This is a genomic window from Bacillus sp. FJAT-28004 (assembly GCF_001280845.1).
GTDB lineage: Bacteria > Bacillota > Bacilli > Paenibacillales > Paenibacillaceae > Pristimantibacillus.
Genome location: NZ_LGHP01000001.1, coordinates 3,382,366 through 3,399,789 on the forward strand (window position 1 = coordinate 3,382,366; position 17,424 = coordinate 3,399,789).

17 protein-coding genes are annotated in these 17,424 nt (G+C 46.0%); all 17 read right to left on the reverse strand.

All coding sequences use genetic code 11. The features are described 5' to 3' along the window. Positions 1 to 3: 3 nt before the first annotated feature. The 17 genes from AC787_RS14625 to atpD all read right to left on the reverse strand — a co-directional run bounded on the left by AC787_RS14625 (position 4) and on the right by atpD (position 17,394). The gene (locus tag AC787_RS14625; RefSeq protein WP_054025444.1) at positions 4 to 1,635 is read right to left on the reverse strand and encodes a complex I subunit 4 family protein; all 1,632 of its coding nucleotides are present in this window, start codon (positions 1,633 to 1,635) and stop codon (positions 4 to 6) included. Beyond that, entirely contained in the window at positions 1,632 to 3,503 is a 1,872-nt protein-coding gene (nuoL, locus tag AC787_RS14630; RefSeq protein WP_054025445.1) for an NADH-quinone oxidoreductase subunit L, read from the reverse strand. The genes AC787_RS14625 and nuoL overlap by 4 nt, the downstream gene beginning before the upstream one ends. An 8-nt stretch (positions 3,504 to 3,511) precedes the next feature. Next, a complete protein-coding gene (gene nuoK, locus AC787_RS14635) occupies positions 3,512 to 3,814 on the reverse strand; it encodes an NADH-quinone oxidoreductase subunit NuoK (protein ID WP_054025446.1) in 303 nt (100 codons plus the stop codon). A gap of 4 nt (positions 3,815 to 3,818) precedes the next feature. Further along, positions 3,819 to 4,334, reverse strand: coding sequence for an NADH-quinone oxidoreductase subunit J (locus AC787_RS14640; protein WP_054025447.1), 516 nt, complete (start codon positions 4,332 to 4,334; stop codon positions 3,819 to 3,821). Beyond that, positions 4,335 to 4,784, reverse strand: coding sequence for an NADH-quinone oxidoreductase subunit NuoI (gene nuoI, locus AC787_RS14645; RefSeq protein WP_054025448.1), 450 nt, complete (start codon positions 4,782 to 4,784; stop codon positions 4,335 to 4,337). It lies immediately after the preceding gene. A 16-nt stretch (positions 4,785 to 4,800) separates the two neighbouring features. Then, a complete protein-coding gene (gene nuoH / locus AC787_RS14650) occupies positions 4,801 to 5,817 on the reverse strand; it encodes an NADH-quinone oxidoreductase subunit NuoH (protein WP_054025449.1) in 1,017 nt (338 codons plus the stop codon). Continuing rightward, on the reverse strand, positions 5,817 to 6,917 hold the full coding sequence (locus AC787_RS14655) for an NADH-quinone oxidoreductase subunit D (protein WP_054025450.1): 1,101 nt from the start codon (positions 6,915 to 6,917) through the stop codon (positions 5,817 to 5,819). Before AC787_RS14655 ends, nuoH begins: the two co-directional genes overlap by 1 nt. 7 nt (positions 6,918 to 6,924) lie before the next feature. Further along, positions 6,925 to 7,572, reverse strand: coding sequence for an NADH-quinone oxidoreductase subunit C (locus AC787_RS14660; protein ID WP_082360777.1), 648 nt, complete (start codon positions 7,570 to 7,572; stop codon positions 6,925 to 6,927). Continuing rightward, positions 7,569 to 8,087: a NuoB/complex I 20 kDa subunit family protein gene (locus AC787_RS14665; protein ID WP_053373768.1), complete on the reverse strand. Its 519-nt coding sequence runs from the start codon at positions 8,085 to 8,087 to the stop codon at positions 7,569 to 7,571. The genes AC787_RS14660 and AC787_RS14665 overlap by 4 nt, the downstream gene beginning before the upstream one ends. Beyond that, entirely contained in the window at positions 8,072 to 8,443 is a 372-nt protein-coding gene (locus AC787_RS14670; protein ID WP_054025451.1) for an NADH-quinone oxidoreductase subunit A, read from the reverse strand. Before AC787_RS14670 ends, AC787_RS14665 begins: the two co-directional genes overlap by 16 nt. A 79-nt stretch (positions 8,444 to 8,522) precedes the next feature. Next, entirely contained in the window at positions 8,523 to 9,758 is a 1,236-nt protein-coding gene (locus AC787_RS14675; protein WP_054025452.1) for a GerAB/ArcD/ProY family transporter, read from the reverse strand. Positions 9,759 to 9,760: 2 nt separating this feature from the next. Continuing rightward, the gene (locus AC787_RS14680; protein WP_054025453.1) at positions 9,761 to 10,006 is read right to left on the reverse strand and encodes a hypothetical protein; all 246 of its coding nucleotides are present in this window, start codon (positions 10,004 to 10,006) and stop codon (positions 9,761 to 9,763) included. Positions 10,007 to 10,015: 9 nt separating this feature from the next. Further along, positions 10,016 to 11,272 (reverse strand): Ger(x)C family spore germination protein, encoded by a 1,257-nt coding sequence (locus AC787_RS14685; protein WP_054025454.1) that lies wholly within the window; start codon positions 11,270 to 11,272, stop codon positions 10,016 to 10,018. Continuing rightward, complete coding sequence (locus tag AC787_RS14690; RefSeq protein ID WP_161807541.1) at positions 11,269 to 12,882, reverse strand: spore germination protein; 1,614 nt, start codon at positions 12,880 to 12,882, stop codon at positions 11,269 to 11,271. The genes AC787_RS14685 and AC787_RS14690 overlap by 4 nt, the downstream gene beginning before the upstream one ends. A 161-nt stretch (positions 12,883 to 13,043) precedes the next feature. Next, a complete protein-coding gene (locus AC787_RS14695) occupies positions 13,044 to 15,266 on the reverse strand; it encodes a methyl-accepting chemotaxis protein (RefSeq protein ID WP_054025455.1) in 2,223 nt (740 codons plus the stop codon). Between the two features lie 301 nt (positions 15,267 to 15,567). Further along, positions 15,568 to 15,966, reverse strand: coding sequence for a F0F1 ATP synthase subunit epsilon (locus AC787_RS14700; RefSeq protein WP_054025456.1), 399 nt, complete (start codon positions 15,964 to 15,966; stop codon positions 15,568 to 15,570). 24 nt (positions 15,967 to 15,990) lie between these two features. Further along, a complete protein-coding gene (atpD, locus tag AC787_RS14705; RefSeq protein ID WP_054025457.1) occupies positions 15,991 to 17,394 on the reverse strand; it encodes a F0F1 ATP synthase subunit beta in 1,404 nt (467 codons plus the stop codon). Between the last annotated feature and the right edge of the window lie 30 nt (positions 17,395 to 17,424).

Below are 17,424 nucleotides of genomic sequence, written 5' to 3' on the forward strand. Positions count from 1 at the left end.
GGTCTATCCCCCCGCCCTTGTTGCAAGTAATTGTCCGAACAGCCTATCCATGCCATACTGCATAGTATCTGTAAGAATGGAAGGAAAACAGCCGAGAAGCACAATGAATGCAAGCAGCACAATCATCGGAGCCGCTTCAATAAGCCTTGCGTCCTTAAATGCGCTAAACGCCTCCCGCTGTGGTCCAAATGTAATCTTGAGTACGGCGCGAAGCACGTAGACTGCGGTCAAAATAATGCCGAGCGCAGCAGCCACAGTCAGCCAGCGATGTGACTCAAATAGACCAAGCAAGGATAGAAACTCCCCTATAAATCCGGATAAACCAGGAAGTCCAAGTGAAGCGAGTCCCCCAGTTAGCAGTACTCCGCTTATGAATGGCATTGAGCGAGCCAACCCGCCTAATTCTTGCAGCTCGGTCGTTCCCGTTCGTTCATATATGCTGCCAACAATCAGAAATAATAATGCTGATATAAGCCCGTGCGATACGAGCTGATACACAGCTCCCTGCAAGCCAATCTCATTTATTGCAGCAATCCCAAGCAAGACGATCCCCATATGACTAATGGAGGAATAAGCAAGCACCAGTTTAAACTCACGCTGCCTGAAGGCAAGCAGCGCTCCATACAGTATATTTATGACGCCAAGCACAGCTAGCACTGTCGCAAATTGTCGTGCTTGATCAGGGAAGAGCATGATCCCAAATCTCAGCAAGCCATATGCGCCCATTTTAAGCAATATGCCGGAATGAATCATGACAATAGAGGTTGGAGCTTCCGTGTGCACCTTAAGCATCCAGGTATGGAACGGAAATATCGGCAGCTTAATGCCGAAGGCAACCAGCAGCATAATAAACAGCATCCATTGCATCGTATCCGTCAGCTGGAATGGATTGATTGAACCAACCTGCTCAGGAGTCAAGTTAACCCAAGCGGCTGCGTCAGCCATGTTACGGAAGATGTCTATATAGCTGCCGCTATAAATAAAGCTTACTTGATCGCCTACTTGATCGACACGGAAGCCAGCTGTGTTCACGAGGATAACGAATGCAACCAACATGATGGCTGACCCAATTCCGTTATAGATCAAGAATTGATTTGCCGCGCGCTCGCGATTGAAATAGCCCCAAATACCGATCAAGAAGTACATCGCAACAAGTGTAATCTCGAAAAACACAAAAAACAAAAATAAGTCACGGGCTAGAAACACGCCAAGCATCCCAAGCTCCAGCAGCAAAAACCATATAAAAAACGATTTCCATCTTTTTTTAATATGGACGGCAGCAAGTGCAGCCATCGCCGATACGAGCGTTGCAAGTAAGAGAAGCGGAAGCGATAGTCCGTCTATGCCCAGCTCATATTGAAACGTAAACATAAATTCAGAAACGCCGTCTGGCACCTCTTTATTTAGAGGTACTTCCACCCAGCTATACTGCTCCTCATATGCCGAGCCGCCCTGCTGTTTATTATAATCAGCATAAAGCCACAGGGAGAGCAGCAGAGGAACTAATGATGTTATGACAACCGTTGTTTTCATCCATCTGCTTCGATGCTTCGGAAGCAGCAGCAGTACAATTATACCAAGCAGCGGTGTTAGCAAAATAAGCGATAATATAGGAATGTCACTCAGGATGCTCATGGCAGGAACCTCCTTCCAACGATAGCAGCCACAAGAATAACGAATCCGATAACGGCAGCCAAACCATAAGTTTGTACTTGACCGTTCTGCAGCCGAGCAGCCACTTTCCCAGCAGAGGTTGCAGCTGTGCCTGTTATCCGAACGATCCCGCCTACAACATAGGAATCAAACGCCATGAGTGCGGAGCCAAGCAGCTTTATCGGCTTCACAATCATAACGGCATAAAGCTCATCCAAGTAATAACCGCGTTCCAGCAGTTTTACAAGCTTGGGCATCTTTTCATGCAACACGTTTTTATTGACGCTATTTTTACCATAGATGAGCCAGCCGATATATATACCGAGAAGGCCTACAGCAATGGATGCAACGATTGCGATGCCGCTGTTATGCGGCTCTTCCACACTATCATTGATCCATGAGCCAAAAAAGCCGTTCCATGGTGTCTCAATAAATCCAACTGTTGCTGCCAGTACAGCGAGCACGATCATCGGCAGCGTCATAGAAATTGGCGATTCTTTGGCATGAGAAGAGGCCTCGTTTGGTTTTCCCATAAACACAAGGAAGAACAACCGAGACATGTAAAGCGCCGTACAGAAAGCTGCTGCCAGCCCCACGATAAATAAAAGTGGATTTGTCTCCCAAGCAATCGTCAAAATCAAGTCTTTCGACCAGAAACCCGATAATGGCGGAATGCCAGCAAGCGCTAATGCGCCAATTGCGAACGTCCATGTCGTCACTCGCATTTTTGAGCCAAGTCCGCCCATCTCATGAATGTTCTGTGTATGTACCGCATGAATGATACTGCCAGCCCCAAGGAATAGCAGCGCTTTGAAGAAAGCGTGCGTGAACAGATGAAAGATGCCGCCCGTTAAGGAACCAAGACCAAGCGCCATCATCATATAACCTAGCTGGCTGACCGTGGAATAGGCTAAAATCCGTTTAATATCCTTTTGTGCAAGCGCAATCGTCGCAGCAAATATAGCTGTAAAACCACCAACATAAGCGATTGTCTCCATAGCAGCTGCGGAGTCCTGAAAAATATCATAAGTCCGTGCAATTAGGAACACGCCTGCTGCAACCATAGTAGCCGCATGAATCAGTGCACTAATCGGGGTTGGCCCTTCCATCGCATCAGGAAGCCACACATGAAGCGGAAACTGACCTGATTTGCCGACCGCACCTACAAAAATAAGTAAAGCGATTAACGTCGTAATACCGTTCGTGATCGCGCCCGATTGTCCATCGAACACACTTTGAATCGTGGTGAAATCAAGAGCGTGATCCGGCATATACCAGAACAGAAGCAAAATAGCGATCAGCAAGCCGACATCGCCAATTCTTGTTACGATAAATGCTTTCTTGGCCGCTGCACGTGCTTTCGGCAGTGTAAACCAGAAGCCAATCAGCAGAAACGAGCATACGCCTACTAATTCCCAGAAAATATAAAGCGATAATAAATTATCAGATAGTACAAGTCCTAGCATTGAGAATGTGAACAAGGCAACATAGCCATAAAACACGGTTATTCGCTCATCATTCTTCATGTAGCCGGCCGAGTACACATTCACGAGGAAGCTGACGAGTGTTACGACCACCAGCATAAGTGCTGTCAGATTGGTCACCTCGAACCCAATCTTCAACGTATAATCTCCTATCGCAATCCAATCAAAGGAATAGTTATAATCGACTTCGTTAGCACCTAGTCGGTCAATCAAAATAAATAAAGAAAGGACGAAAGCGCCAAATGAACCAAGTGATCCGATGAAAACGCCCGCTCGACGATAACTGCGACCGAGCGCCGTCAAAACGAGGAATGCTGCCAGCGGAAACAGCGGAATTAACCAAGCCGACTGTGAGTACATATTCATACGCTGCGCTACCTCCTCATTTTGTCAAACTCATCGACATTAACTGTCCCGCGCAATCGGAACAATGCAATTAATATAGCTACTCCGATTGCAACTTCAGCCGCAGCGACCGTAATCGTAAATAAAGAAAAAATTTGACCAGTCAAGGACGGAACAACACCGTACTTCGAAAAGGCAACTAAATTCAAATTAACCGCGTTCAGCATAAGCTCAAGCGAGAGCAGAACGACTACCGCATTTCTTTTCACTAACGCGCCATATAACCCGATACAAAACAGAATAGCCGCCATCGTTAAATAGGAAGGAAGCATGTAATTATTCCTCCTCCTTTTTGGCAAGCACGATTGCTCCGATAAAAGCTACCGTCAGAAGCACCGAGAGCAGCTCGAACGGTATCACATACCCTGTATATAGGAGCTCGCCAATTGCCATCGTATTGTCTTCTCCAGGCTGAAATGGCTGAGGCTCCGGAAATGTCGTAGATCGGATCGCATAGAACAATAAGCCGAACAAGCTGAGCGCGCCTACTGCGGCAAGCGTCTCATGCAGCGGTTTAACCGGCTCACGCTCACCTGCATGATGCTTCGTCATCATAATGCCGAATATCATTAGAATGGACACAGCTCCAGCATATATAAGTACCTGAACGAAAGCGACGAACTCCGCCTCAAGCAGCACGAACATCCCTGCTAAGCCTAAAAAAACAGCTGCCATAGAGATGACCATATGTACGACCTTCTCAAGGCTGATCATTAGCACAGCACCGCATATCATGATTACTGAGAAAATAAAGAAAGCGACAAATTCGCCTGTGAATGCAATATTGAACAACTATTTTGCGCCCCCTTTGGCCGGCGCTCCGATATTGTTATTGTCCTGCCGAGTAAGTGTGTTATTGTCTGTCAGCCACTCTGCATCCTTGAACAAATCATCGCGGCTGAAGGTCGCCAGTTCAAAATGATTGGACATGACGATCGCTTCGGTTGGACAAACCTCGGTGCACAGGTCACACAAGATGCATATTTCAAAATTAATATCAAACGTATCGATTACCTTGCCCTTTTTATCAGGATCTGGGTTCGGTTTGCCTGTTAGCGTTATGCAGTCTGTTGGACAAATGCGTGCGCACTGGTTGCAAACGATACATAAATCCGGAATAAAGTGCTGAATGCCACGGAACCGATCCGGCATGACAAAAGGCACGTCAGGATAGGAGGTGGTCACTTTTGGAGCCGTCATTGATTTGAGCGTTACACCCAGTCCTTGCAGCATTCCTTTCATTTCCTTCTCCCCTTTGCTAGTTCTTAATAAACAGCTCCAAATATACAGCCGTTAGAAACACATTAAGCAGCGACACCGGAAGCAATACCTTCCAGCCAAGACCCATGAGCTGATCCACCCGTATGCGCGGCAGTGTAGCGCGAATCCAAAATAAGAAAAACACAATAAACGCAAATTTGAGCAAAAACCATATAATCCCCGGTACAAAATCAAGAAATGGTGCCGGTGCGTGCCAGCCGCCCAGAAACAGCACCGTTGTTAAAGCAGCAATCGCATAAACGTACACGTATTCCGAGAGCATAAAAAACGCAAAGCGAAAGCCGCTATATTCTACGTGATAACCTGCAACAAGCTCAGATTCCGCCTCCGGCAAATCAAAGGGCGTACGATTGAGCTCCGATACAGCTGCAATAATAAAAATAATGAAACCGATAATTTGAGGAATGAAATTCCAGTCCCAAAACCAGCCGCCATCCTGCGCCGCTACAATATCGCGTAGATTCAAACTACCGCTGAGTAAAATAACGCCTACTACCGAAATAACGAGCGGTACCTCATAGCTTATCATTTGTGCTGCCGAGCGCATACCCCCAAGGAGCGCATACTTATTATTAGACGCCCAGCCGCCAAGCACGATTGCAAGCGTCGAGATACCCGACAAAGCAACATAATAAAGCAAACCGACATTCAAATCTGCAAAATATAAATTTTGCGTATAGGGCAGCACTGCCAGCACGGAGAAGGCTGGTATGTAAGCTAGAGCAGGTGCAAGAATGAACAACGCCCGATCAGCCTTGCGCGGTATCGTGTCCTCCTTGATAAGCAGCTTAAAAATATCAGCTACAGTCTGCAGCAAGCCAAATGGGCCTACGCGATTGGGACCGATGCGAAGCTGCATCCAGCCTATTACCTTACGCTCGAAATAAATTGCGTACGTGACGAAGCCAAGCACGATGAATAAGAATACGACAGCCCAAAGGAACAGCACAAGTGCATTTCCCCAAGTTAGCGATTGGTTAAGCCATGACTGCATTAGCAATCGACCTCCCCGACGACAATATCAATGCCGCCCAGTATCGTAATGAGGTTCGTCATCGTTTCGCCTACGAGCAGCTTCGGCAGTATTTGCAAATTGACGAATGACGGTCTTCTGAATTTGAGTCTATAAGGTTCTGCTTTTCCTTTGGATACGATATGGCAGCCAATTTCGCCGCGCGGCGATTCAATTCGCACATACACTTCGCCAGCAGGGGGTCTGATTGCACGTGGAACCTTGCCCATCGTCTCCCCGCCAGTAGGAAATTGATCCAGTGCCTGCTTCAAAATACGCAAGCTTTGGCGAATTTCTTCCAGCCGAATACGATAACGATCATAACAATCCCCGACTTTTCCTAGCGGCACATCAAATTCGAATTGGCTGTACAAGCTGTATGGCTCGGCCTTGCGAATATCAAAGTCTACCCCTGTACATCGTAAATTAGCTCCCGATAAGCCGTAGTCAATTGCTGTTGCTGCATCATATTTTCCTATCCCCTTAATACGGGCAAGGAAAATTTCGTTGCCGCTGACGAGCTTATCGTACTCTTGCAGCTTATTCTCCATATAAGGAATAAAGTCTCGCACCTTATCCAGCCAGCCAGGAGGCGCATCCCACTTTACTCCGCCGACTCGCATGTAGTTATAAGTTAATCTTGCACCGCACAGCTCATTAAATAAATCGATAATAATTTCCCTGTCACGGAATGCGTAAAGAAACGGACTCATTGCCCCGATATCAAGCAGGTAAGTTCCCCACCAAACAAGATGGCTTGCTATACGCTGCAGTTCCATGACGAGAAGCCTAAGATACTCCGCCCGCTGCGGTACTTCAAGCCCCATCATCGTTTCAACTGCATGTACGAGTACGTAATTGTTAGTCATCGCTGATACGTAATCCATTCGATCGGTGTAGGGGATGATTTGTGTGAAATTTAAGTTTTCCGCGATCTTCTCGGTACCTCGGTGCAAATAACCCATGACAGGTGTCGCTTCGGTTATTACTTCACCATCGAGCTTAACGATTATCCGGAATACGCCATGTGTGCTTGGATGCTGAGGACCTACATTTAAGAGCAGTTCTTCTGTACGGATCAAGGGCTGCCTACACCTCCGAATCTATCGATTCATAATCTTTGCGCAGCGGGTGGCCCACCCAGTCGTCGGGCATCATGATCCGCCGCATGTCGGGGTGTCCAGGAAAATCAACTCCAAGTAAATCATATATTTCACGTTCATTCCAATTGGCTGTTGCCCAGACTGGTGTCGCAGAATATACGGCTGATGCTTCTCTATCAGCCTTTATCTTTATCGCGACCTCTCTTTTGGTTCCGAGCGAGATCATATGATAAACCACTTCTATATGCGTCTCGTAATCAACACCTGACACATTACGCAAATAATTGAATTGCAGCTGCTCATGCTCTTTGAGCAGCCTTGCAGCTTCCCGCCAGTGTGCGTTGTTTACAAAAATCATCGGCATATCGCCGTTTAATTCATTTAGATAGGCATCCTCAACCGCAGCATCAGCTACCTCCTGTTTCAGGAGCGCTACAATAGCATCGAGCTCGGGCTGTCTTGGGGAGGGAGCTTTAGGCTGTTCTGGCTCTGTTATATTCGACCCAGCTTCCGCTTCAGCCTTGGCCTTTGCTGCAGCCCTTGCAGCGCGCGCCTCGGCAGCAGCCTTCAGCTTGGCTTCACGCTCCGCGTCTACAGGTGGCGTCTCAGTGACCGGCTTCTCATCTTCACTCATCGACCGGTCACCCGCTTCCCAGTCTTCGCTTCATAGCGGATTTTCTCCTGCAGCTTATTAATGCCATAGATCAGCGCTGCCGGGTTAGGCGGACAACCTGGAATATACACATCAACGGGTACGATTTGATCGACGCCTTTTATGACTGAATAGGATTTAATATAAGGTCCGCCGGCCGTTGCACAGGATCCCATTGCGATAACCCACTTCGGCTCTGGCATTTGATCATAAAGCCTCCTTAAAAGTGGCCCCATCTTTTTCGTAACTGTACCGGCCACAATCATAACATCGGACTGCCGCGGCGAGGTTCGGAACATGACCCCAAAGCGGTCCAGATCATAATGCGATGCGCCCGTTCCCATCATTTCAATCGCGCAGCAAGCAAGACCGAATGTGAGCGGCCATAACGAGTTGCTTCTAGCCCAAGCCTTCAATTGCTCCAAGGTGCCCATAAATACGTTGCGTTCCAGCTCTTTGCGTTCCTCTAACGAAATTGATTCTAAACTGAATTCCATTTCAGCACCTTCTTTTTCCAGGCATATAGAAGACCAATAAGCAGCATTCCCGCAAAAATCAACATTTCGACTAGCACAAATAAGCCGAGCTTATTATATGCAACGGCCCAAGGATATAAGAAAACGGTTTCTACATCAAAGATGACAAACATTAGCGCAAACAAGTAATAGCGAATGTTAAAACGGACCTGTCCCTCACCTACCGGCTCATTGCCACTTTCATAGGTGGTTTGCTTGAGCTCATTTGGCTTATTCGGCCTTAGCAGTCTTCCTACAGTCAATGCAACTACTGGAAGCAAGATGCCAAGCACGATAAAAATAGCCACGACGACATAATTATTGGAGTAGTGTTCCACACGATCGCCTCCGTCAATTCGAGTAGGTAGCCGCTTGGTCAATTTTCCTCACAATTATAACAAATGCTTCCACTGCCGTCTATGATGGAGTTGCATCGTAGGCAGGTTCCTTGTTCGTTATATCTGAATTTCCTTCTGCTGCTTCACTATCCTTCTGTCTGCGACTATTAGACCCCTGCTCATCTTTAAACCGCCCATCGCTCATATCCTTTTTCCCTCTAATAACGGCAACCAGCAGCAGCAATAATGGCATAACAAAACCATGCAGTAAGCTGTAAATCGTCCAGCCTCCTATGCTAAACTCATGCGCATGAGCAGCATTCCGATAAACCATCAACGAGATAGGCACAATGACAAATGAATAGGGAATAACCAATGGTCGATATGTAGAAAGATTAACCATTTGAGCAGTTAAGACCGTCAGTACATAGACGCAAAGTGCAAGCTTCATAAAGACTGTTCCGATCCAGACCATCGCAACTAATATTTCAACACGTACCAATATCTCTTCGATATTAATATTTTTCGCCATATCATAGACGGCAAACGGGCTTCTGCTCGCTTCTTGAACGCCCATTACAGCAACCAAAAAAATCGTAATCAGCGTACTCACAAATGCAATGGCAACAACAGAGAGCTTGAGTGATTTTCTTAATTTTTTGCGATCCTCCTGCCGCACAAGCGGAAAAATCATTGTAATAAATACAAATTCCGCAATAGGGAACCCCAGAATCGGATATATCCCCTTGATCGGCCTTAACCAACCCTCATACAAGAAAGGTTCAAAGTTCTGAAAATTAAATTGATTGAACAATGCAAAGATAACAAGTCCAATGACCAATATAGACCAGCTGAATAGAATCTCACCCGTTCTTGAAATCGTTTCTATACCCAAAAAAACACCATATATTATAACAATCATGAATGTGAGATTAATGAACCACTCTGGAGTTTGTGGCAATACGGACAAATTCATAAAATCGGATATATTTCGAAGTACCAATGCACTGAGCAGTAAAAAATAAAAAATATACAGTAAAGTCAGCGCCTTCCCAAGCCAAACCCCCAGCAGTTTTTCTGAGTATTGAGCCAAAGTCAGCCTAGGAAAACGTTCAGCAAGCGCTAGGTAGATCAGCAGAATGAAATAATTAAATGGTCCTGCGAGCACCATCGAAATCCATCCGTCCTGCTTGGCAATCGACGTTACCAGTGTTGGCAATATGAGCGCTGCACTTCCAAGTGCAAATAAAAACAGTATTTTGGCGCATTGCCCCGATGTAATCTCGGCATTGTTTATTCCTGCATATTTACTCATCTCTACTGCGCCCCCTCCTCTAACCACTTTAATATAGGTTTATATACAGGCGAGAAAATAGCTGTAATCCAATCTGCCGGATTGGGTATCGGGAGATGCAGATGTTTTGCCGCCATAATTCCCACCCCTATTGCCAAAATAACCAATGCCCAGCCCCCCTCGCGCTGACGGTTATTTTGGCTGTTGCGTTTCCATATTGCCGTACCAACCGCAGCGGCAAATACGAAAATGACAATGAGAACCATCATACTGTTCACTCATTTCGATATAGATTCGCCCCGTATACCTGATCCTGTTATTGTTGTCGAACAGATTACTTTACTTTTCACTTGAGGGAATATGTCTTCCCAATCTCCTTCGATTTTCCTCCAAATGTTGGGCTCATTGAAATAGACCTCTTTCCCCCAACCTAATACATCCGAACGGAATTTTTTCTGCAAACTATTGATAGTGCCCGCTACCTCTTCCTCGATCGCTTTACTTGTCATTTTGCCGACAGTGACCAGCACCTTTTCGTCAGAAATGTTGACGCCGTGGCACATGATCTCTTGAATACCGCCCACTACACTTATATGGACCTCAATGGTTGGATTGCCATCTGGGCCTTGTTTGACTTTATACACTGTCGCTGTATCCTGCACCTCAACAATTAGCTCCCCCTCCGTTTCCGGGCATCCCATCTTTATGACGGTGCTTTCCACTTTGTTTTGAAGCCAGGATAACCCTCTTGAATCCCTAGGTTTCAAATAATCAATAAGTTTGCCTTCGCGAAACACCGCCATCGTTGACAGCACGGGAATGGCCTTCGCAGGTATACTGTTTGTATTATCGTTCGAGTGGCCCTCCTCCTTATTTCCTTCAATGCGAACAGAAGGTAATACAGCCTGCTGCTTCCCTCCCCCCAATAACCTCGTTAATTCTTTAACCTTCACGACGTAGCCCGACGCATAGGCAGACTGGTTCACCTCAACCATCTCACGCAGTTGATTAACAGGGATCGATTCCATTTGAGTCGTTAGTTGCAGCATATCCTTCGCCCTCACTCCGCGAGTAACGATAACAGAAATATCCGTACGTATATCCGGGTTTCTCTCTATTAAGTCCACTAATGGATAAATCCCTTTTTTCGCCATTTTCTCACTAATAATCAACATTTGCGTGTGTGAGAAAAAAAGCCGCCTAGACGTTTTTGTCGACATTTTTCGGATCGCCTCGAATAATGTATCTCCTTTTTCAGTAAACGTCGTCACCGCTGTACCACCTATACTTCCCTTGGCTTCCGCTGCGACGTTTTGCGGCAATACGACCTGAACCGTCAGCTCCAGCTTATTTTTACCCGAAGGGTCTTCATCAACCCCTAAAGCAAGTACGACTCCGAGTCTGTCCAAATAGCGTAAATCCCAACAGCCGCTTAATAATGGCATCATGCAAATGATCCATGCAAGAACCAGTTTTCGTCCTATTTTCCTGAACGCTAAAAACCGATTCCTCGCATTGGTGCTGCCTTTGCTCATTGCTGCGGCTCCTTCCTATGCTCCAAATCAATATCTTGTCTAATTCTATTATCAGATGCGAGCTGCTGTGGACGCTCACGCATCATCCAAAGGGGAGCCCGCACTAGCGTATCCTTCATATCTTTTAGATACATTGGAGCAAACGGTTTAATATACGGCATGCCAAACGATCTTAAATTACTCAAATGCAGCAGAAGCAGCAGCACAACTAGCCCAATCCCATAAAAACCAAGCGTGGAGGCGGCTAGAAGCAGCAGAAAGCGCAGCAGCCTTGCTGCAATTCCAAGACTGTAGTTAGGAGATACGAAGCTCGCGATCGCCGTGAAAGAAACGACGATAACGACTGCCGGAGAGACAATTCCCGCCTCTACGACCGATTGCCCGATAACAAGACCCCCAACGATCGATATCGTATTCCCTGCGGCGCTCGGCATTCTCACAACGGCTTCCCGCAATATTTCAAATACAAATTCCATAATAAAAGCTTCCAAATAAGCAGGGAAAGGCACGCCCTCCCGCTGTGCGGCAAGCTTGAGCAGCAGCTGCGTCGGTATCATTTCCTGATGATATCCAACGATTGCGACATAAATCGACGGCATAAGCAGTGCGATTAAAAAGGATACAAAACGAAGCAGCCGCAGAAATGTCGCTATATCAAACCGCTGATAATAATCTTCGGACGCTTGAAAAAACATATTTAATATCGTGGGTGCGATCAGAACAAAAGGTGTTCCATCAACAAAAATTGCTATTCGACCTTCCAGCAGATTGCCTGCCACAGCATCCGGCCGTTCAACACTCATAATGGTAGGAAATGGTGACCACTTCTGATCCGTAATCAGTTCCTCGATATAACCAGATTCCAAGATGCCGTCAATCTGTATCTCTTCCAATCGTTCTCTTAAATCTGTGAGCACATTATCATCCGCCAAACCTTTGATGTACATAATACATACAGGGGTTTGCGAAATCTCTCCGATCGTCCATTGCTCCATCCACAGCTTGGGGCTCCGTATTTTCCTGCGAATCAGGGATGTATTTGTTCGAATGGACTCCGTAAAGCCTTCCCTTGGTCCACGTATGGCCATTTCGGTTTTTGGTTCTTCTACGCTTCGCCTTGCTCCGCCTACAACGTTGGTTCCTATCGCATGGATTGCTCCCTCTACCATGATGATGCAATAACCCATAAACAGTTTTTGAAACAACAACTTCCAATCACATAAATCGTTAATTATGCCCGTTGAAAGCAAGTTGTTTTTCATAAAGGCAAGCAGCTCAGCAGGCTCTAAATCAACATCCTCCGGATATCTCCCTATATGCAGCGGTTGTATGACGAAATGGTCGAGACGTTCATCATCAACCATCCCTTGCACATAAACAATGAGCGCTTTGGTTTGTCCTATATCTGTTAACTTCAGCTCACGATAGATAATATCCTGACTCTCTCCTAGCTCACGCTTCATAGCCTCCATATTCTGATCCAGAGAAGTGAAAAGGGCTTTCTCCGCAAAAGGCTGAAGTTGTTCCTTCTCATGCATCTCAGCTTTGGTTAGGCGCTTGTCAGCCTTATTGCCGGTGCTGCTATTGCCTTGCCTGTAAGTTCGGAACATATACCCCTCTCCTTTCTGACTCATGGCTTGGATTGTTTCTTAGGATAACTCTTCCATGGCATAATTATGTATTGAGACATTTTGAATACTTGTGACCATGGCACAAAAAAGAGCCGCAGATCCGTTTTGGTACGGATTTCTGCGACCCTATATCCATTCATCTATCGAATTCGCGATTCTGTCAGCTTAAACTGACCAACAAGCTGCTGAAGCAGCGTCGTAATCGACTCCACACTCTGTGACGTTTGCTTCACGTTTGTCATTTCGCCAATGAGCTCTTGTACTTTACTTTCCACATCGGAAGAAATCTTCCGATTTTCTCTACTTACGAGTGCAATTTTCTCCATAAGCTGTACGACCTCATCAACAACCTGCGTCTTGCGAAGATCCTCAGCATGCGCGGAGGCAAGCGTACTGGCTGCTGCAGCGACAAGCTGATTGCCTTCCTCGACCACTCGTGTGCCTTCATCCATAGAAGCGTAGGCTTGCTTCGCCTCATCATAAATATGACGAGTAATTTCATGCACTTCTTCGGTCGATTTTTTGGTCATATCTGCAAGCTTGCGGATTTCTGATGCCACAACCGCAAAACCTCTTCCTTGCTCGCCAACCCTTGCTGCCTCGATCGATGCATTAAGCGCCAATAAATTTGTTTGTGCTGATATTTCTTCGATGACATGCAAAACCCCTTGTATTTCCTGCACTGTATCCATAAATTTATGGATAGTGCCGTTGGTCTCTCCTACCTTGGCAGAAATGTGATGCATCTTTTCACCAATGCGATCAACCTCGGCTTTGGCTACCTCAATCTGCTCAGCTGCTTGTTCCTCAATCTGTCTCAGTGTTGCCTGCATATCGCCTGCCGCATCCTTCGCCATATCAATATCCTTCAATTGCAATCTAATGCTTCCAATCATATCGGATACTTTCCCGCTAACCCGTTCCGTCGAGGCCGATGTGACGGCTGCCGACTCATTCAGCACAAGCTGGCTGGATAGAACATCTGAGGAGGCAAGCCTAACCTGAAGCATAATACCTTCCAGTGAATCTATCATATTGTTGATCCATTTAGCTAATTCCTTGGATTCATCGTTATCAAAATCACTTAGTTGCAGACGCTGCGTCAAATCGCCTTTTCCTTCTGCATTTATTCGAATAAAACGGTTAATCTGACGCAGATGTGATACGACACGCTTCGACTCCCTCTTCTGCAGGGAACTGCTAAATAACAATCCAAATATAAGATGGAGTATGCCTACCGATGTTGCAGTTACCCAAACAGGAGCATGAACTGAGAGAAGTAAGATCAGTAAAACTGTCAAAATACTTACACTCACAATCGACATAAGCTGCAGCTTACGTTGTCTCCAGCCTATACTGCGAATCCGGTACACTTCCTCCAAATCACCCTCGCACATCATCCCCCATTTGTCTGGACAATGCGGCAACTGAAACGTTACCCCCTTACCAATAACAGATATATGCCGATAATCGGAATAACCCGGATATTCCACGAATAGGTTGCTGCCATTGCCAATCGTATTCGCTACCCCCGGATGAAGCTGCCCTGTTGCCGGGTCAGTAAAGATGATTTCAAGTTCTGTATGCTCCTTGATCGAAACTTTGCCCCAATCGGTTGTTACACCGTCTTTGAGATTTTCACCATGTGTGAATGTCCGATCCTCGAACCGGCTTCTGGAAAGAGCCGTTCCTGGCGCTATTTGAGTATTCAATCCTGCCTTCGCCATAAATATATAATTGTCACCGGAATCTGGATAGACGTGCCCTGATTCGCGCTGAATCAAGTCTCCAAGAACATCATTAGGCACGCGTCCGCATAATGTGCCTACAAAGCTCCCACTTACCGAAATCGGAAGCATAAATAGCAAAGTCATTTTATCGTGAAAAGATGAAGAGCGCGCCCCCAGCTTTAAAGTTAGCGAATCACTATAGGGACCATACAGACATCGACGAGAGCTGCTCGCCTGCTTAGTATAAGCAAGTCCAAGCTGCAAACTGCTGTCTTCCTGATAGCGTGTTCCAATATGTGGCTTGTGAGTGGAGCTTATGACAGTTTGCTTCGCATCTAGCAAAAATAGTTCGGTTATATCAATCGCTCGAGCATATGTTCTTTCAAATAGTCTTTCTATTTGTGACTGTACGGTAGAAGTATTGAAATCTTTGTTTTGAGCAAGGAACACTGCCATTTGGTCCCCCAATTGGTCGATATAATTCCAATATTCCGTCGCCCACGAAGTGAGCAGTTCCTTCCGTGTCTCGGCAATTCCCTCAAAGCTCTGCTCGACATCTGTTTTCATATCTTTATTCAAATGCCATGAAACCCAGAGTGGAAATCCTACCTTCGTACCTAGCCAATCAAACATATTGCTCTCCCCCCGCTACTTCTATCGTATATGATGTTAACTATATTAACATATAATTGAGGGAAAAATATACAAATTATTAGTTTTTTTGTCGAAAACACATACGATATAAGAGATATCACATCAGATTGCTGCTAAAACACGAATATTAGTAAGAACCTAACATATAATATTCATCATCTACTATAATGTCAGTTCTAGATGTTATATATTCTTTTCCTTTTAAACACAATCTCTCATTCCAATAAAAAAAGCACTGCCAGCGCCTTAAAGGCGTTGACAGTGCTTTACTGGATGATGCTTATTTTTGTTTAACATGCAGACGATTCATCGCACGCTGCAAAGCAAGCTCTGCACGGCGGAAATCAACTTGGTCTTGCTTCGCAGCAAGACGTTGCTGTGCACGCTGTTTAGCGGCTTCTGCACGTTCAACATTAATATCAGTTGCAAGCTCAGCGCTCTCGGCAAGAATAACAATCTTATCCTTGCGTACCTCGATAAAGCCTCCATTAACTGCAACAACATCTACTTTATTACCGCGTTTGATAACGACAGGTGCAATGCGAAGCGGTGTGACAAGCGGAATGTGATTTGGCAATATGCCAAGTTCACCTTCAACGCCTGTTACACTAACCATATTCGCAGTCTCTGCGTACACTTTACGCTCAGGTGTTACAATCTCTACTAAAAAAGAACTCATGTGGATTCCTCCCGCCTTTCGCTATTAAAGCGTTTTGGCTTTCTCCACGGCTTCTTCAATCACACCAACATATCGGAAAGCTTCTTCCGGAAGGTCGTCATGTTTGCCCTCGAGAATTTCTTTAAAGCTGCGAACCGATTCTTTTACAGGTACATATTTTCCTTTAGTTCCTGTGAACGGCTCAGCAACGTGGAACGGTTGAGAAAGGAAAAGTTGAATTTTACGTGCGCGAGACACGGTCAATTTATCTTCTTCACTTAGCTCATCCATACCAAGAATTGCGATAATATCTTGAAGCTCTTTGTAGCGTTGAAGAATTTTCTTAACGCCTTGAGCTACGTTATAGTGCTCAGCACCCAAAACAGATGGGCTTAGGATACGTGAAGACGACGCGAGTGGATCAACCGCTGGGAAGATACCCATCTCGGAGATTTTACGCTCCAAGTTTGTCGTTGCATCCAAGTGGGCAAACGTCGTTGCAGGAGCTGGATCCGTATAGTCATCGGCAGGTACATAGATCGCTTGGATCGAAGTAACCGAACCTTTTTTCGTAGACGTAATACGCTCTTGCAATTGACCCATTTCAGTTGCCAGCGTTGGCTGGTAACCTACCGCGGAAGGCATACGGCCTAGAAGGGCCGAAACCTCGGAACCTGCTTGCGTGAAACGGAAGATGTTATCGACGAACAATAGTACGTCTTTTCCTTCTTCGTCACGGAAATACTCAGCCATTGTCAGACCTGTCAAAGCAACGCGTTGACGTGCGCCTGGCGGCTCGTTCATTTGTCCGAATACCATCGCTGTTTTGCTTAGTACGCCGGAATCTTTCATCTCGTGGTAAAGGTCATTTCCTTCACGAGTACGCTCACCAACGCCCGCGAATACGGAAATACCGCCATGCTCTTGAGCGATGTTGTTAATAAGCTCTTGAATCGTAACCGTTTTACCTACGCCTGCGCCGCCGAAGAGGCCGATTTTACCGCCTTTTGCGTATGGAGCAAGAAGATCGATTACTTTAATGCCTGTTTCAAGAATTTCCGCTTGCGTGGACAATTCGTCGAAAGCAGGTGCTGCGCGGTGAATCGGAAGGTTAACTGCCGATGAAGCATCGCCAGCTTCGTCAATTGGTTGGCCTAGCACGTTAAATACGCGACCAAGCGTAGAAGCACCAACCGGAATAGTAATAGGTGCGCCTGTATCTACAGCGATCATACCGCGTACAAGACCGTCTGTCGTACTCATAGCTACGGCACGTACCTTATTGTCACCGAGGTGAACGGCTACTTCAAGCGTCAAGTTAATATCAATGCCGCCTGCTTCGCCCTTTTGCTCGATTTTGACAGCGTTCAAAATTTCCGGCAAATTGCCGCGTTCGAACTCTAAGTCTACGACCGGACCCATGACGGATACAACATGTCCTTTTTTCATGGTTTTCCCTCCTGGTTCCTTCTTGTTACT

Coding starts and splice junctions, on each gene's coding strand:
- nuoI (WP_054025448.1), bottom strand. CDS start 4,784: ATGAAAGGAATGCTGCAAGGACTGGGTGTAACGCTCAAATCAATGACG.
- nuoL (WP_054025445.1), bottom strand. CDS start 3,503: ATGAATATGTACTCACAGTCGGCTTGGTTAATTCCGCTGTTTCCGCTG.
- nuoH (WP_054025449.1), bottom strand. CDS start 5,817: ATGCAGTCATGGCTTAACCAATCGCTAACTTGGGGAAATGCACTTGTG.
- AC787_RS14700 (WP_054025456.1), bottom strand. CDS start 15,966: ATGAGTTCTTTTTTAGTAGAGATTGTAACACCTGAGCGTAAAGTGTAC.
- atpD (WP_054025457.1), bottom strand. CDS start 17,394: ATGAAAAAAGGACATGTTGTATCCGTCATGGGTCCGGTCGTAGACTTA.
- AC787_RS14690 (WP_161807541.1), bottom strand. CDS start 12,882: ATGTTCCGAACTTACAGGCAAGGCAATAGCAGCACCGGCAATAAGGCT.
- AC787_RS14675 (WP_054025452.1), bottom strand. CDS start 9,758: ATGAGTAAATATGCAGGAATAAACAATGCCGAGATTACATCGGGGCAA.
- AC787_RS14680 (WP_054025453.1), bottom strand. CDS start 10,006: ATGATGGTTCTCATTGTCATTTTCGTATTTGCCGCTGCGGTTGGTACG.
- AC787_RS14625 (WP_054025444.1), bottom strand. CDS start 1,635: ATGAGCATCCTGAGTGACATTCCTATATTATCGCTTATTTTGCTAACA.
- AC787_RS14695 (WP_054025455.1), bottom strand. CDS start 15,266: ATGTTTGATTGGCTAGGTACGAAGGTAGGATTTCCACTCTGGGTTTCA.
- AC787_RS14685 (WP_054025454.1), bottom strand. CDS start 11,272: ATGAGCAAAGGCAGCACCAATGCGAGGAATCGGTTTTTAGCGTTCAGG.
- AC787_RS14660 (WP_082360777.1), bottom strand. CDS start 7,572: ATGAGTGAAGATGAGAAGCCGGTCACTGAGACGCCACCTGTAGACGCG.
- AC787_RS14665 (WP_053373768.1), bottom strand. CDS start 8,087: ATGGAATTCAGTTTAGAATCAATTTCGTTAGAGGAACGCAAAGAGCTG.
- nuoK (WP_054025446.1), bottom strand. CDS start 3,814: ATGCTTCCTTCCTATTTAACGATGGCGGCTATTCTGTTTTGTATCGGG.